This window comes from Halomonas terrestris, assembly GCF_049166755.1.
In the GTDB taxonomy this organism is placed as follows: domain Bacteria; phylum Pseudomonadota; class Gammaproteobacteria; order Pseudomonadales; family Halomonadaceae; genus Halomonas.
Map to the genome: position 1 here is coordinate 12,424 of NZ_JBMHFZ010000014.1, position 13,941 is coordinate 26,364.

Annotated in this window: 15 protein-coding genes; 9 read left to right on the forward strand and 6 right to left on the reverse strand. The window is 69.6% G+C overall.

Annotated elements, in window-relative coordinates; translation table 11 throughout:
* Window positions 1-32 precede the first annotated feature (32 nt).
* From ACOMD9_RS13585 to ACOMD9_RS13615, 7 genes are all read left to right on the forward strand, one after another.
* Complete coding sequence (locus ACOMD9_RS13585) at window positions 33-830, forward strand: Cof-type HAD-IIB family hydrolase (RefSeq protein ID WP_421415793.1); 798 nt, start codon at window positions 33-35, stop codon at window positions 828-830.
* 120 nt (window positions 831-950) lie between these two features.
* On the forward strand, window positions 951-1,676 hold the full coding sequence (locus ACOMD9_RS13590; RefSeq protein WP_421415795.1) for a response regulator: 726 nt from the start codon (window positions 951-953) through the stop codon (window positions 1,674-1,676).
* Between the two features lie 83 nt (window positions 1,677-1,759).
* A complete protein-coding gene (locus ACOMD9_RS13595; protein ID WP_421415999.1) occupies window positions 1,760-3,166 on the forward strand; it encodes an ATP-binding protein in 1,407 nt (468 codons plus the stop codon).
* 110 nt (window positions 3,167-3,276) lie between these two features.
* A complete protein-coding gene (locus tag ACOMD9_RS13600) occupies window positions 3,277-4,554 on the forward strand; it encodes an ABC transporter substrate-binding protein (RefSeq protein WP_421415797.1) in 1,278 nt (425 codons plus the stop codon).
* Between the two features lie 57 nt (window positions 4,555-4,611).
* A complete protein-coding gene (locus ACOMD9_RS13605) occupies window positions 4,612-5,541 on the forward strand; it encodes a carbohydrate ABC transporter permease (RefSeq protein WP_421415800.1) in 930 nt (309 codons plus the stop codon).
* Window positions 5,534-6,412: a carbohydrate ABC transporter permease gene (locus ACOMD9_RS13610; RefSeq protein ID WP_421415802.1), complete on the forward strand. Its 879-nt coding sequence runs from the start codon at window positions 5,534-5,536 to the stop codon at window positions 6,410-6,412. The genes ACOMD9_RS13605 and ACOMD9_RS13610 overlap by 8 nt, the downstream gene beginning before the upstream one ends.
* A gap of 56 nt (window positions 6,413-6,468) precedes the next feature.
* Window positions 6,469-7,590 carry an ABC transporter ATP-binding protein gene (locus ACOMD9_RS13615; RefSeq protein ID WP_421415805.1) on the forward strand — a complete coding sequence of 374 codons (1,122 nt, stop codon included), beginning with the start codon at window positions 6,469-6,471 and terminating at the stop codon, window positions 7,588-7,590.
* A 27-nt stretch (window positions 7,591-7,617) separates the two neighbouring features.
* Here ACOMD9_RS13615 and ACOMD9_RS13620 read toward each other — a convergent pair whose 3' ends face one another.
* The 4 genes from ACOMD9_RS13620 to ACOMD9_RS13635 all read right to left on the reverse strand — a co-directional run bounded on the left by ACOMD9_RS13620 (window position 7,618) and on the right by ACOMD9_RS13635 (window position 10,805).
* Window positions 7,618-8,058, reverse strand: coding sequence for a universal stress protein (locus ACOMD9_RS13620; RefSeq protein ID WP_421415808.1), 441 nt, complete (start codon window positions 8,056-8,058; stop codon window positions 7,618-7,620).
* A gap of 79 nt (window positions 8,059-8,137) precedes the next feature.
* A complete protein-coding gene (locus tag ACOMD9_RS13625) occupies window positions 8,138-9,205 on the reverse strand; it encodes a TIGR01620 family protein (RefSeq protein WP_421415811.1) in 1,068 nt (355 codons plus the stop codon).
* Window positions 9,202-10,593, reverse strand: a complete 1,392-nt coding sequence (locus ACOMD9_RS13630; protein ID WP_421415814.1) for a YcjX family GTP-binding protein — start codon at window positions 10,591-10,593, stop codon at window positions 9,202-9,204. Before ACOMD9_RS13630 ends, ACOMD9_RS13625 begins: the two co-directional genes overlap by 4 nt.
* A gap of 20 nt (window positions 10,594-10,613) precedes the next feature.
* On the reverse strand, window positions 10,614-10,805 hold the full coding sequence (locus ACOMD9_RS13635; RefSeq protein ID WP_421415816.1) for a hypothetical protein: 192 nt from the start codon (window positions 10,803-10,805) through the stop codon (window positions 10,614-10,616).
* A gap of 104 nt (window positions 10,806-10,909) precedes the next feature.
* Here ACOMD9_RS13635 and ACOMD9_RS13640 point away from each other — a divergent pair, with 104 nt between their 5' ends.
* A complete protein-coding gene (locus ACOMD9_RS13640; protein ID WP_421415818.1) occupies window positions 10,910-11,464 on the forward strand; it encodes a DUF924 family protein in 555 nt (184 codons plus the stop codon).
* A gap of 77 nt (window positions 11,465-11,541) precedes the next feature.
* Window positions 11,542-11,784, forward strand: a complete 243-nt coding sequence (locus ACOMD9_RS13645) for a GlsB/YeaQ/YmgE family stress response membrane protein (RefSeq protein WP_421415820.1) — start codon at window positions 11,542-11,544, stop codon at window positions 11,782-11,784.
* A gap of 64 nt (window positions 11,785-11,848) precedes the next feature.
* Here the strand turns inward: ACOMD9_RS13645 and ACOMD9_RS13650 are convergent, their stop codons facing one another.
* Window positions 11,849-12,463, reverse strand: a complete 615-nt coding sequence (locus ACOMD9_RS13650) for a hypothetical protein (protein ID WP_421415822.1) — start codon at window positions 12,461-12,463, stop codon at window positions 11,849-11,851.
* Window positions 12,464-12,615: 152 nt separating this feature from the next.
* Window positions 12,616-13,914, reverse strand: a complete 1,299-nt coding sequence (gene gabT / locus ACOMD9_RS13655) for a 4-aminobutyrate--2-oxoglutarate transaminase (protein ID WP_421415824.1) — start codon at window positions 13,912-13,914, stop codon at window positions 12,616-12,618.
* Window positions 13,915-13,941 lie beyond the last annotated feature (27 nt).

Here is a 13,941-nt window from a genome sequence, read left to right on the forward strand (position 1 = left end):
TTGCCCCTCGCCCGATCACTCGAGGAAAGCGCATGACGCCACGCCTGATCGTCTCCGATCTCGACGGTACCCTGCTCGGTGCCGATCATGACCTCCATTCGCAGACCATCGAGACGCTACGGTCGCTGGCGGGCCGCGGGCACCACCTGGCCTTCGCCTCGGGGCGCCATTTCCGCGATATGCTGGCCTTCCGCGAGCGAGTCGGGGTGCCGGTCCATGTGATCAGCACCAACGGCGCCTACCTGCACGGCCCCGACGACCGGCTGGTCGCCGCCCGCCATCTGGAGGCCGGGCTGGCCCGGGAGCTGATCGCCCTGGAGCGTCACTCCAGCGTGCGGCTGAACCTCTATCGCGACGAGGAGTGGCTGATCGACGCCCCGGCCCCGGAGCTGCTGGCCATGCATGCCCATACCGGGTTCGGCTATCGGGTCGCCGGGCCCGGCGAACTCCATGGCGAGGGGGTGGGCAAGGTGCTCTATATCGGCGAGCCGCGGCGGCTTGCCGGGCTCGAGGCCTCTGTCCGCGAGCGCCATGGCGAGCGGCTGCACGTCACCTACTCGACCGCGTACTCGCTTGAGGTCATGGCCGGAGGGGTCAACAAGGGCAGCGCCCTGGCCTCGCTGCTCGAGGCCCTGGGACTCGGGCCCGAGGCCTGCCTGGCCTTCGGCGACAACCTCAACGATACCGAGATGCTGCGGCTCGCCGGCGAGGCCCACGTCATGGCCAATGCCCATCCCGAGCTGGCCGAACGTGTCCCCCGGGCACGCCGCATCGGCCACCATGACGAGGCCGCCGTGGCCGGGCGGCTGCGTGAGCGCTTCGGCCTGTGAAGGGAATGCCACCTTGGTCGCAGGTGGCTTGCCGTCGCCGTCGCCCTTGACCATCATCGAGTCCCCATAACGACAACACGCCAGGGGCGATACCGCCCTGGCCACTGCCACCAGGCTGCGATGACGACGACCCCCGCCACCCTGATCGTGGTCGACGACGACCCCGAGATCCGCGAACTGCTGGCCGACTACCTCGGTCGCCACGGCTATCGAGCCCTGGTCGCCGAAGACGCCGAGGCACTGCATCGCCTGCTGGCGCGGGAGACCCCGGAGCTGTTGATCGTCGACCTGATGCTGCCCGGCGACGACGGCTTCACCATCTGTCGCGAGCTGCGTCGCGACAGCGAGGTGCCGATCATCATGCTCACCGCCAGTGCCGACGAGACCGATCGGATCCTCGGCCTGGAACTGGGTGCCGACGACTATCTGGGCAAGCCCTTCAATCCCCGTGAGCTGCTGGCGCGCATCAAGGCGGTGCTGCGCCGTACCCGGGGCCCGGCCACACCGTGCCCGCCCGCCGAGGCCCGACTGGTGGCCTTCGGCGACTGGCGACTCGATCGCATGACCCGCGAGCTCGTGGACCGGCAAGGCGCGCGGTGTTCCCTCTCCGGCGCCGACTTCCAGCTGCTGCAGGTATTCCTCGAGCACCCCGGCCGGGTGCTCTCCCGCGAGGCGTTGTTCGAGCTGACGCGCGGCAGGCCCGCGCCGCCGCTGGATCGCTCCATCGACGTGCACGTGTGCCGGCTGCGCCAGCGGCTCGGCGAGGACGCCCAGCACTCCCAGCTGATCCGCACCGTGCGCGGGGCCGGCTACGTGCTCACCGCGTCGGTGGATGTCCTGTCGTGAGGGAGGCGGGACACTGGCGCCTGTGGCGCCGCCGCCTTGCCCGTTGCCTGCCCGGCAGCCTGCGCGGGCGCTTCGTGCTGATCATGGTGGTCGGCGTACTGGGCGCGCAGCTGGCCAGCTACACCATCTGGACGACCCAGGTGCGCTCCAGCCAGCTCGAGCAGCTCGATGAGCTGTCCCGCAACGTGGCCTTCAGCGTCGCCTCCACGGTGCGCTTCTTCCGGTCGCTCCCCGTCGAGTACCGCCATATCGTCCTGGACCAGCTGCGCGACATGGGGGGCACGCGCTTCTTCGTCAGCGTCAACGAGCGACGCATCGAGGTCGAGGACGTCGGCGCCGGGGCCGCCAAGCAGCTGGTGGTGAGCAACTTCCGGGATGTCCTGTCGCGGGAGCTCAATCTCGACGAGATGGTCGTCGAGTTCTCGCGACCCGAGACGCTGAGGGTGTTCAACAACGAGATACTGCTGCACGACCTTCCGGCGCGCTGGGGGCAGCACAGCCTGCTGCTCGAGCCCCTGTCGCCGCCGATCCTGGTGGTGCAGCTGGAACTCGAGCCCGGGGTCTGGCTCTATGTGGCGACCCTGCTGCCGGTGCCCGACCTGCTGGGCGAGAACGCCTGGCTGTCGGAGGAACGGCTGCTGGCGGGCCTGATCGTGCTGCTCACCGTGCTCGGCCTGTCGCTGGCGGGTATCCGCAGCGCGACCCGGCCGCTGGCACGGCTGTCGCGGGCGGCCCGGCAGCTGGGCCGGGATCTCGATGCACCGCCGCTGCGCGAGAGCGGGCCGCGGGAAGTGGTGGCCACCGCGGTGGCCTTCAACCGCATGCAGGAGCATATCCGTGAGCAGGTGGAGGAGCGCGAGCGGTTGTTCTCGGCGATCTCCCACGACCTCAAGACGCCGATCACCCGCCTGCGGCTGCGTGCCGAGATGCTCGACGACCCTCACCAGCGCGAGCGTTTCTGCGCCTCGCTCGACGAGCTCGACCTGCTGGTCAAGGGGGCCCTGGCCTCGGTCAAGGGGCTGGACCTGCACGAGGCGGTGGAAGTGGTCGATCCGCGCGACGTGCTCGACGGCCTGGCCGAGGAGCTGAGGCTGCAGGGCGGCGATGTGGCGATCAGCGGGCGCGCCGCCCCCCTGGCGGTCAAGCCGCTGGCCTTCAAGCGCTGCCTGTCCAACCTGCTGGAGAACGCCGTCTTCTACGGCCGGCGAGCCGAGGTGTTGCTCGAGGAGGGCGCATCCGAGCTGGTCATCACCATCCGCGATCACGGGCCAGGCATTCCCCGGGAGCAGCGCGAGCGAGTCTTCACCCCCTTCGTGCGCCTCGAGCCGTCACGCAGCAGGCACACCGGTGGCAGTGGCCTGGGGCTCGGCATCGCGCGGCACATCGCCCGTGCCCAGGGGGGCGACATCACCCTCGACACGCCCCCCGGCGGCGGCCTGCTGGTGCGGTTGTCGCTGCCCCGCCCGGAGAATATTACCGAGCTGCAATGATCCGCCAATACTATGCAGGACTAGGTAACCCCTGCCGGCGGGGCACCTGGTGTAGCGTGTCGTCATCCCGGTGATGCACCGGGCACGACAACAACACGAGGAGTCACGCCATGCCTTCCTTCAAGACGACCCGCTTCGACAAGACCACGCTCGCCCTGGCCACCGGCCTGGTGGCCGCCATCGGCATGACCAGCGCCCAGGCCGGTGAAGTCGAGGTACTGCACTGGTGGACCTCCGGTGGCGAGGCGCGTGCGGCCAACGTGCTCAAGGAGCTGATGGAGGCCGAGGGGCACGACTGGCAGGATTTCGCCGTGGCCGGCGGTGGCGGCGAGACGGCCATGACCGTGCTCAAGTCCCGTGCCATGTCCGGCAATCCGCCCTCCGCGGCGCAGATCAAGGGGCCGGAGATCCAGGAGTGGGGCGAGCTCGGCCTGCTCGGCGACCTTGACACCGTGGCCGAGGCCGAGGACTGGAACGGCCTGCTGCCCGAGACCGTCGCCGAGATCATGCGCCACGATGGCCAGTACGTGGCCGTGCCCGTCAACGTCCATCGGGTCAACTGGCTGTGGGCCAACCCCGAGGTGCTGGACGCCGCCGGGGTGGCGATGCCCACCACCCTCGACGAGCTGTTCGAGGTCGCCGAGGCGATCCGCGAGGCGGGCTACGTGCCGCTCGCCCACGGGGGGCAGGCCTGGCAGGACGCCACGGTGTTCGAGTCCGTGCTGCTCGCCAGTGGCGGCAGCGAGTTCTACCGCCGGGCGCTGGTCGACCTCGACCCGGAGGCGCTGGGCAGCCCGACGATGATCGAGGCGCTGACCACCTTCAAGCGCCTGCGCGAGCTGATGGACGACGACATGCCCGGCCGTGACTGGAACATCGCCACCTCCATGGTGATCGGTGGCGATGCCGCCATGCAGCTGATGGGTGACTGGGCCAAGGGCGAGTTCACCGCCGCGGGCCTGACGGCGGGGGAAGACTACCTGTGTGCCGCGGCACCGGGCACCGGGGACGCCTTCACCTTCAACATCGACAGCCTGGCGATGTTCCGGGTCACCGAGGAGGCCGAGCGGGAGGCCCAGCAGGCCCTGGCGCGACTCGTGCTCGAGCCCACCTTCCAGGAGGCCTTCAACCTGGCCAAGGGGTCGATTCCCGCCCGTCCGGACCTCGACATGAGCGACTTCGACAGCTGCGCCCGGCAGTCGCTGGCCGACTTCCAGCACACCGCGGAAGCGGGTGGCCTGGTGCCCAGCATGGCCCACGGCATGGCGGTCCGTGCCGACGTCCAGGGGGCGATCTTCGATGTCGTCACCAACTACTTCAACTCCCGCGACATGGCCGCCGAGGAGGCCGCCCGGCGCATGGTGACTGCCGCCCAGGCCGCCATCTGACCCCGTCCGCCGAGGGCCCCGGCGGGGCCCCCGGCGGTGTCATGCGAGGAGATTCCCATGTCGATCCTTTCCGCTCCGGCACGCTCGGTACGCGTCGCGGCCCGGCACACCCCGGCCGCACGCCTGCAGCAGTGGCTGCCGCGCCTGGTGCTGGCCCCGTCCGTCGCCGTGTCGCTGTTCTTCGTCTACGGCTTCATGCTGTGGACCTTCATCCTGTCGCTGACCAGTTCGCGCATGCTGCCGAGCTACGACTTCGTCGGCCTCGCCCAGTACGCACGGCTGATGGCCAACGACCGCTGGTGGGTGGCCTCGACCAACCTGGTGGTGTTCGGCGGCCTATTCGTCGCCATCTGCCTGGTGCTGGGGGCCTGCCTGGCCATCCTGCTCGATCAGCGCATCCGTCACGAGGGGGCGCTGCGCACCCTCTACCTCTACCCCATGGCCCTGTCGTTCATCGTCACCGGGGTGGTATGGAAGTGGCTGCTCAACCCCGGGCTCGGTCTCCAGGCCATGGTGCGCAGCTGGGGATTCGAGAGCTTCACCTTCGACTGGCTGGTGAACCCCGACATGGCCGTCTATACCCTGGTGATCGCCGCGGTGTGGCAGGCCTCGGGCTTCGTCATGGCGCTGTTCCTGGCCGGGCTGCGCGGCATCGACGACAGCATCATCAAGGCCGCCCAGCTCGACGGCGCCAGCCTGCCACGCATCTACCTGAGGGTGATCCTGCCCTGCCTGCGTCCGGTGGTGTTCAGCGCGGTGATGATCCTGTCCCACATCGCCATCAAGAGCTTCGACCTGGTGGTGGCGCTCACCGGCGGGGGACCCGGCTATGCCTCCGACCTACCGGCCACCTTCATGTATGCCCACGCCTTCACCCGGGCGCAGATCGGCCTGGGGTCGGCCAGTGCCATGCTGATGCTGGGGGGCGTGCTGGCCATCCTGATCCCCTACCTCTATTCGGAACTGCGGAGTCGTCAGCATGGATAACGTGATTCGTCGTCGCACGCCGGCGGCCCGGTTGTGGCGCCTGGCACTCCACGCCGTGCTGCTGCTGGCCGCGCTCTTCTACCTCTTGCCCCTGGCGGTGATGCTGATCACCTCGGTCAAGCCGCTCGACGAGATCAGCGCCGGCACCCTGCTGGCACTGCCCCAGTCGCCGACACTGGCCCCCTGGGCCAAGGCCTGGGGCGAGGCCTGTACCGGCATGCGCTGCGAGGGGGTGGGGGGCTACTTCTTCAACTCCATCGCCATCGTGGTGCCGGCCGTGGCCATCTCCACGGTCATCGGGGCGCTCAACGGCTACGCCCTGACCAAGTGGCGCTTCCGCGGTTCGGAACTGCTCTTCGCGCTGATGCTGTTCGGCTGCTTCATTCCCTTCCAGGTGGTACTGCTGCCCATGGCACAGACCCTGGGCTGGCTGGGGCTGTCGAGCTCCCGGGCGGGACTGATCCTGGTCCACGTGGTGTTCGGCATCGCCTTCACCACCCTGTTCTTCCGCAACTTCTACGTGGCGGTACCCAGCGAGCTGGTCTCGGCGGCCAAGCTCGACGGGGCGGGGTTCTTCCGCATCTTCTGGCGCATCCTGCTGCCGGTGTCGACGCCGATCATCGTGGTCTCGGTGATCTGGCAGTTCACCCAGATCTGGAACGACTTCCTGTTCGGCGTGGCCTTCTCCGCCCACGACACCCAGCCGGTGACGGTGGCGCTCAACAACCTGGTCAACACCTCCACCGGGGTCCGCGAATACAACGTCGACATGGCGGCGGCGATGATCGCGGCACTGCCGACCCTGGTGGTCTACGTGCTGGCCGGAAAGTACTTCGTGCGGGGGCTGACCGCCGGCTCCGTCAAAGGGTAGGGACACACGGCTCCCCTAATCATGGATATCAGGACAATAATTAAGAGGTGTACAGCATGTCGGCACTGGAAATCAGCAATGTGTGCAAGGACTTCGGGAGTGAGCAGGTGCTGCGCGACGTCAGCCTGGCCATCGACTCCGGTGAGTTCCTGATCCTGGTCGGGCCCTCGGGCTGCGGCAAGTCGACCCTGATGAACGCCATCGCCGGCCTGGAGCCGGTGACCTCCGGCGAGATCCGCATCGCCGGCGAGGAGGTCACCTGGCAGACCCCGGCGGAGCGCGACATCGCCATGGTGTTCCAGTCCTACGCGCTCTACCCGAGCATGACGGTGCGCGGCAACATCAGCTTCGGGCTGGAGATGCGCAAGGTGCCCAGGGCCGAGCGCGAGGCCGCCGTCGAACGGGTCGCCGACCTGCTGCAGATCTCGCACCTGCTGGACCGCAAGCCGTCGCAGCTCTCCGGCGGTCAGCGGCAGCGGGTGGCCATGGGCAGGGCTCTCGCCCGGGAACCCAAGATCTACCTGTTCGACGAGCCGCTCTCCAACCTCGACGCCAAGCTGCGCGTCGACATGCGCACCGAGATCAAGAAGCTGCACCAGCGGCTCGGCACCACCATCGTCTATGTGACCCATGACCAGATCGAGGCCATGACCCTGGCCGACTGCATCGCGGTGATGCGCGACGGGCGCATCCTGCAGCTGGGCACGCCCGACGAGGTGTACAACGACCCGGTGGACATCTTCGTCGCCGGCTTCATGGGCTCGCCGTCGATGAACTTCATCGTCGCGACCCTCGAGGGCGGGGCGGGGGACTACCGCCTGCGCATCGCCACGCCGGGCGAGGAGGACCTGCTGCTGCCCTGGCCGGCAGCGCGGGAGACCCCGGACATGGCCGGGCATGTGGGGCGGGAGGTGATACTGGGGCTGCGCCCCGAGCACTTCGGCGAGGAGGATGCGCGCCTCGGTGACCGGAACGAGGGCACCCGGATCACCGCCCGTATCACGGTCGTCGAGCCCACCGGGGCGGATATCCTGCTGCAGCTGCCCCTGGGCGAGGGCGAGGCGACGGCCCGGGTGGGGCCCGGCTGCCGGGTGGCCGCCGGCGAGCGTCTTGCGCTGCGCGTCGACATGGGCCGGGCGGTGCTCTTCGACGGCGAGACCGAACGGCGCCTCGCCTGAAGGAAGCGGCCGATGATCCCGGGCGGGTCAGCGCACCGTGATCACGGTGCACTCCGCGGTATGGCTGACCTTGTGGGAGACGCTGCCGACCACGAAGCCCTGCAGGTCGCTGAGGCCACGGCTGCCCATGACGATCGCATCGACGCCGCGCCGCTTCGCCTCGCTGAGGATGGTCCGCGCGGGATCGCCCTGGCCGATGACCGTCTCGACCTCGGTGACACCCTGCTCGCGGGCGGCCTCGGCGGCACGGCTGATGACCTGCTTGCCGGCATTCTCGCGCTCCTCCCGCGAGGCCTCGATGGCGATGGCACCGATGCCCCATACCAGGGTGGTCTCGTGGGAGAGCTCCTCGGGGATGTGCAGCAGGTGCAGGGTGCTGCCTTCCTGCCGGGCCAGCTGGCAGGCCACGGAAAGGGCCTTCCTGGCGTGTTCGGAACCGTCGACGGGAACCAGGATGGAGGTGAACATGGGCGGAGTTTCCTTGTGCATGGGTGAGAGGAAGATACTTCGAGCCTAGCCGTTCGCGTTCAGGATGTCATGACCGGGGTCAAGCATGATCCCCTTTCTGCCGTTCGGTCCGGGACTCCAGCCGTCGCAGCTGCTGCCACAGCTCGCCGCGCAGGTCGCCCAGGCGCGGTGCCTGATCGGCGGTGAAGGCCAGCGGCCGGGTCAGGCGCTGGGTACGCAGGCCGAGCCGGGCGCTGAGCAGGCCGATGCCCAGCCCCTGGCCGGCCCGGGCCGAGAGCCGTCCGGCCAGGTTCAGCGAGAGGATCTCCATGCCTGCCTCGCCGGCCAGCTCGCTGGCCCCCGCGAAGGCCATGTTGTGGAGCACGCTCCGCAACAGGCGCAGCCGGCTGGCGTAGCCCAGCTCCAGGCCGTAGAGCCGGCAGAGTCGGTCGATCATCGCCAGGTTGCGCCAGGCCACCAGTGCCATGTCGACCAGGGTCAGGGGGCTGACGGCCACCATCACCGCGGTCTCGCCGGACATCCGCGAGATCAGCCGGCGCGCTTCCCGGTCGCGCGGCGCCAGCAGGTGGTGACAGAGCAGCAACTGGATGTCGCGGCCATCGTGGTGGGGCTGGCGGGCGGCGCTGAAGGCCTGCCAGTGGGGGTGGTCGTCATCGAGGTCGAGGCTGCGCCTGAGTCGCTCGGCGAGGGCCATGGCCTGCGCCGGGGTGGCCTCGGGAAGCCTGGCGAGACGCTCGCGCAGGCGGGCGTGACGGTGCAGCCGGCGCAGGCGCCACAGCTCGCGGGCCAGGGCGGAACCGCCGAGCCCCAGGGCCAGCAGCAGCAGCAGGCTCCAGGCCCCGGCCAGCCAGTCGCCGCCGAGGCTGGCGGCGTACAGGGTCCGGCCGGCCTCCACCGCCCCCAGGCCCAGGCCGCCGGCGAGCAGGGCGAGGAGCCCGCGACGGCGCTTGCGTGGCGGGACCAGGCTAGCCTCCAGGGCACGTTCCGTGGGGCCGGCCTCGGGTGCCTCCAGGGGCTCGCTGGGCAGGTCGGCGGTGAACGGCTCGCCGGGGCGAGGGTCCTGGCTGTCCGGTTCGGTGTCCGGCGCTGGCTCATCGAGGCTGAAGTGTTGCCCCGGGCGCGGGTCCGGGTCGCGGGTGTCGCTCATTGCAGCTTGTCTCCGATCAACCAGTCCAGGGCGGCATCCATGCGGATGTGGGGCAGGGCACCGCCTTCCCGAGGGGCCGGTCGGAAGGCGGGGAAGTCGAAACCCTGGCGGGTCCAGAAGCCGGCGTCCGGCAGCCGGTCGGGCACCTCGCCGGGAAACAGCAGCAACGCCGCTCCGTCGAGGCCGGTGCCGCGCAGGGCCGGGGTGCGTCGCCCCCGATGGCTGACCTCGCGGCTCTCGGTGGCGCGTATCGATGCCAGCGACAGGGCGCGGACCGGCACATCGGCGAAGCGCAGGTCCTTGAGTGGCTCGGCCAGCAGTGTCTCGAGCAGGGTGACCAGCCGGGGGTGCTGTTCGGGGGTGACGTGGTCGGCCTTGGTGGCGGCGAAGGCCAGGCGGTCGATGCGCGGGGCGAACAGCCGCGACAGCAGGCTGCGCTTGCCGTAGTCGAAGCTCTGCATCAGGTTGGCCAGCGCCCGGGAGAGGTCCTCGAACCGTTCCGGGCCGGCATTCAGGGCGCCGAGCAGGTCCACCAGCACGATCTGGCGGTCGAAGCGGCGGAAGTGGTCGCGGTAGAAGGGGCGCACGATGTGCTGCTGGTAGTGGCGAAAGCGCCTGGCCAGGGTGGCGTAGTTGCTCTCGGGGGGCAGTTTCGCCAGCTCGCCGGGGTCGGCCTGCTCGATGCCCGGCAGGGGAAAGAACTGCAGCACCGGGGCACCGGCCAGTTCGCCGGGCAGCAGGAAGCGCCCCGGCTGCAGGTCGGCGAAGCCCGCCTCCCGGGCGGCACGCAGGGCCTCGGAATAGAGCTCGGCGATCTCGGCGAGCTGTGCTTCGTCGGCCTCGGCGGCGGGGTCCAGCCTGGCCGCCGCGGTGTGCCAGGCGGCGAACAGGGCGCTACGCGCGTGCCCCCGTGTCGGCCGCTGTGCCAGGCTCCAGCTGGGGTAGTCGTGCTCCAGCAGGGGCAGGTCGAGCAGCCATTCACCGGGGTAGTCGAACAGGTCCAGGTTCAGCTGGCGCGCCTCGCCACCCAGCCAGCCGCGCCTGGCCGGGCGATAGCGAATCGTCAGGCGCAACTCGCTGATGCCGCGGGTCGGCTCCGGCCAGTGGGGCGGGGTGGCATCCAGCGCCGCCATGGCCTGGTCATAGGGGAAGCGGGGCACGCCGAGGTCCTGCTGGTTGACCCGGCGGGCACCGAGCAGGCGTCCCTCGCGGGCCGCCGGCAGCAGGTCGAGCCGCGCCTCCAGTCCGGCATGACGCAGCTGGTTGACCAGGGAGGTGAGGAAGGCGGTCTTGCCCGAGCGCGACAGGCCGGTGACGGCCAGGCGAAGCTGGCGGTCGCGGCCGCGCTCGAGGAGGTCATGGAGTTCGCGGGCCAGGGACTGGCGCATGGTCTGGGTTCCGTGGCGGGTCAGAGGGCCGGGCCGGCGATCAGCTGGTAGAGTACCGGCGAGGCGGCGATCAGGAAGCCGCTTGCCGCGAGCAGGTAGCCGGGCCAGCGGTGCCGCGTGCGATGGGCCAGGGTCAGGCCGATGATGCAGACCACCAGGCCGACGAGGTTGAAGGCGAAGGTGGCCATTTCCAGGAAATGCTGGGGTGACATGGGGACTCCTCGGCTGGCCGCCGGCTCGCGGCGGGTTCGTGCTAGGCTGGATGATATCAGGCATGGCGGGGCGGCCGAAGCCGACTCGCACGAGGAGACCCGCAATGGCCGAGACACTGCCCGACGTGAATGCCGTGATCGATTTCTGGTTCCACGGGCTCGAGCCGGCCCAGTGGTTCCGCAAGGACCCGGGCCTGGATGCGACCATCCGCGAGCGCTTCGGGGCGCTGCTCGAGGCCGCCGGCCGCGGCGAGCTCTGGTCGTGGCGCCTCTCGGCCCGCGGGCGACTGGCCGAGGTGATCGTGCTCGACCAGTTCTCGCGCAACATCCATCGCGATACCCCGCTCGCCTTCGCCCATGACCCCATCGCCCTGGTGCTGGCCCAGGAGGCGGTGGCCAATCGCATCGACCATCATCTCGAGGTCCCCTGGCGGGCCTTCCTCTACATGCCGTTCATGCACAGTGAATCGCTGCTGATCCATGACGAGGCGCTGGGCCTGTTCGACCAGCCCGGGCTGGAGGAGAACCTGCTCTACGAGCAGCGCCACCGCGAGGTCATCGAACGTTTCGGCCGCTATCCCCACCGCAACGCCATCCTCGGGCGCGAGTCGACTCCCGAGGAGCTGGCCTTTCTCCGGCAACCCGGCTCGTCCTTCTGACTCCCGGCCCTTTCGTCCCTGCCCGGACTGGGGCACCATCGAGACCACCCCCTGACCATACGCACGAGGAGCGTTCCATGGGACTGATTGCCTGGTTGATCATCGGTGGCCTGGCCGGCTGGATCGCCGGCCACATCATGCGCGGTGGCGGTTTCGGCATCCTCGGCAACATCGGGGTCGGGATCGTCGGCGCGGTGATCGGCGGCTTCCTGTTCAGCCTGCTCGGGCTGCAGGCCGGTGGCTTTGTCGGCTCGCTGGTCACCGCCATCGTCGGGGCCGTGGTGCTGCTGTGGGTGATCTCCAAGGTTCGAGAGGCCTGACCGACCCGTCGACGAGCGGACAGGACAGCGCCCGGCCAAGGCCGGGCGCTGTCGTTGCGGCCTCCTAGCGGGCCGCCGGCGTGGGGAGGATGCGTCGGTAGCGGTCCAGCATCCGGTCCAGCCAGGCGCCATCGAGGGAGGCCTCCTCGGCTCGGCCGGGCACCTGGAGCTCGAGCAGGAAGACGCCCTCGCTACCGGCCTTGTCCCGGGCGAGGCGGTTGCCGAGGCATCGTGCCAGCGGGGGCTCGAGGCGGTCGGCCCGCCGCCAGGTCAGTCGCAGGGCCTGCCGGTCGAGCAGGTACTGGAGGCGGGCCGCGTCGGTGAGCACCGAGGCGGCGCCATGCACCAGGCCCTGGGAGAGGCTCTCGAGCGTGCGGTAGGCCGGGGCGCCGGCGGCACGGCAGGCGCCGAGTCCCTCCACGTAGCACCGTTCCCGTTCGACAGGATCCTCCGGCCATCTGCCGCCACGGCGTCGCCGGGGGGTGGCCGGGTAGGCCAGGGTGATGGTCAGCGCGGGCGTTCCGTCGTCCAGCACGGCAGCCGTGGCGGTGATCACGCCATGCGGCAGCTCGTCCTTCAGCCAGCGATAGTCGCAGGCCAGCTGAATGGTGGATCGGGCGTCATCCAGAGTGTGGTGCGCGCTCATCAGCGAGCGCAGCATGGAAAGGGTGCGAAGCATCGGAGTTCCCTGTCAGCATCCGAGGCAGCCGGCCCTCGGTTCTGGAACGGGATAGTGGGTCAAGGCCACGCGGCGGGTCAACGCCCCTCGAACGACGCACCGCCCGGCTGTCTCCAGCCGGGCGGTGTCGTTGCGAAAGCGAGACCGCTCGGTCAGGAGGCGGCGGCCGTCTGGCTGCCCACCAACTCCTTGAGGGAGGCCTCGACGATGGCGAGCCCTTCTTCCAGCACCTCGTCCTCGATGGTAAGCGGCATCAGGAAGCGGATGGTATTGCCGTAGAGGCCGCAGGAGAGCAGGATCAGGCCCTTCTCGCGGGCCCGCTTGCACAGCGCCGCGGCCAGGTTGGCGTCCGGCGTGTGCCTGGCCTTGTCGGTGACCAGTTCGAAGGCCGCCATGGCCCCCATGTGGCGGGCGTTGTGCACGCAGTCGAACGCCTGCTCCCATTGGGCGAAGCGCTCGCCGAGCTTCTCGCCCAGGGCCTGGCTCTTCTCGAGGATGCCCTCCTGCTCGAAGACTTCCAGCACGGCCAGCACGGCGGCGCAGGAGACCGGGCTGCCCGTGTAGGTGCCGCCCAGCGAGTTGGGGCCGGAGGCGTCCATGTGCTTGTCGGTGCCCACCACGGCGGAGATCGGCATGCCGTCGGCCATGCTCTTGGCCATGGTGATGATGTCCGGCTCGACGCCGCTGTGCTCGATGGCGAACAGCTTGCCGGTACGGCCGAAGCCCGACTGCACCTCGTCGACGATCATCAGCATGCCGTGCTCGTCGCAGATCTCGCGGATCGCCTCGAGGAAGCTGGTCGGCGCCGGGTAGAAGCCTCCCTCGCCGAGCACCGGCTCCAGCACGATGGCGGCGGTGTCGCGCGGATTGGCATCGGTCTTGAGGGCCATCCTCAGGCCGCGCAGCGCCTCGTCCTCGCTGACGCCGTGGTAGGGCACCGGGAAGGGGGCGCGGAAGACGTTGCCCGGCATGCTGCCGAAGTCGGAGGCGTAGGGGGCGACCTTGCCGTTCATGGCCATGGTCATGAAGGTGCGGCCGTGGTAGCCGCCGTCGAAGCAGATGACGTTGTTCCTGCCGGTGGCCGCGCGGGCGACCTTGACGGCGTTCTCCAGGGCCTCGGCACCGGAATTGGCCAGCATCACCTTGGCATGGCCGCGCACCGGGGTGATCTGGCTGAGCTTCTCGGCCACCCTCACGTAGCCCTCGTAGGGCATCACGGTCTGGCAGGTGTGCATCACGCGGTCGAGCTGATCCTTGACGGCCTGGACCACCTTGGGATGGCGATGCCCGATGTTGAGTACGCCGATGCCGCCGGCGAAGTCGATGATGCGATTGCCGTCGGCGTCCCAGACCAGGGCGTTCTCGGCGCGGTCGGCGAACTGGGTCGCCGGGCTCGCGGCCCCGTTGGCCACATAGCGTTGCTTGAGTTCGTTGAGCTGAGCGTTGTTCATGATGCCTCCATGGAGAAAGGGAGTGAC

Coding starts and splice junctions, on each gene's coding strand:
- ACOMD9_RS13585 (WP_421415793.1), top strand. CDS start 33: ATGACGCCACGCCTGATCGTCTCCGATCTCGACGGTACCCTGCTCGGT.
- ACOMD9_RS13590 (WP_421415795.1), top strand. CDS start 951: ATGACGACGACCCCCGCCACCCTGATCGTGGTCGACGACGACCCCGAG.
- ACOMD9_RS13595 (WP_421415999.1), top strand. CDS start 1,760: ATGGTGGTCGGCGTACTGGGCGCGCAGCTGGCCAGCTACACCATCTGG.
- ACOMD9_RS13600 (WP_421415797.1), top strand. CDS start 3,277: ATGCCTTCCTTCAAGACGACCCGCTTCGACAAGACCACGCTCGCCCTG.
- ACOMD9_RS13605 (WP_421415800.1), top strand. CDS start 4,612: ATGTCGATCCTTTCCGCTCCGGCACGCTCGGTACGCGTCGCGGCCCGG.
- ACOMD9_RS13610 (WP_421415802.1), top strand. CDS start 5,534: ATGGATAACGTGATTCGTCGTCGCACGCCGGCGGCCCGGTTGTGGCGC.
- ACOMD9_RS13615 (WP_421415805.1), top strand. CDS start 6,469: ATGTCGGCACTGGAAATCAGCAATGTGTGCAAGGACTTCGGGAGTGAG.
- ACOMD9_RS13620 (WP_421415808.1), bottom strand. CDS start 8,058: ATGTTCACCTCCATCCTGGTTCCCGTCGACGGTTCCGAACACGCCAGG.
- ACOMD9_RS13625 (WP_421415811.1), bottom strand. CDS start 9,205: ATGAGCGACACCCGCGACCCGGACCCGCGCCCGGGGCAACACTTCAGC.
- ACOMD9_RS13630 (WP_421415814.1), bottom strand. CDS start 10,593: ATGCGCCAGTCCCTGGCCCGCGAACTCCATGACCTCCTCGAGCGCGGC.
- ACOMD9_RS13635 (WP_421415816.1), bottom strand. CDS start 10,805: ATGTCACCCCAGCATTTCCTGGAAATGGCCACCTTCGCCTTCAACCTC.
- ACOMD9_RS13640 (WP_421415818.1), top strand. CDS start 10,910: ATGGCCGAGACACTGCCCGACGTGAATGCCGTGATCGATTTCTGGTTC.
- ACOMD9_RS13645 (WP_421415820.1), top strand. CDS start 11,542: ATGGGACTGATTGCCTGGTTGATCATCGGTGGCCTGGCCGGCTGGATC.
- ACOMD9_RS13650 (WP_421415822.1), bottom strand. CDS start 12,463: ATGCTTCGCACCCTTTCCATGCTGCGCTCGCTGATGAGCGCGCACCAC.
- gabT (WP_421415824.1), bottom strand. CDS start 13,914: ATGAACAACGCTCAGCTCAACGAACTCAAGCAACGCTATGTGGCCAAC.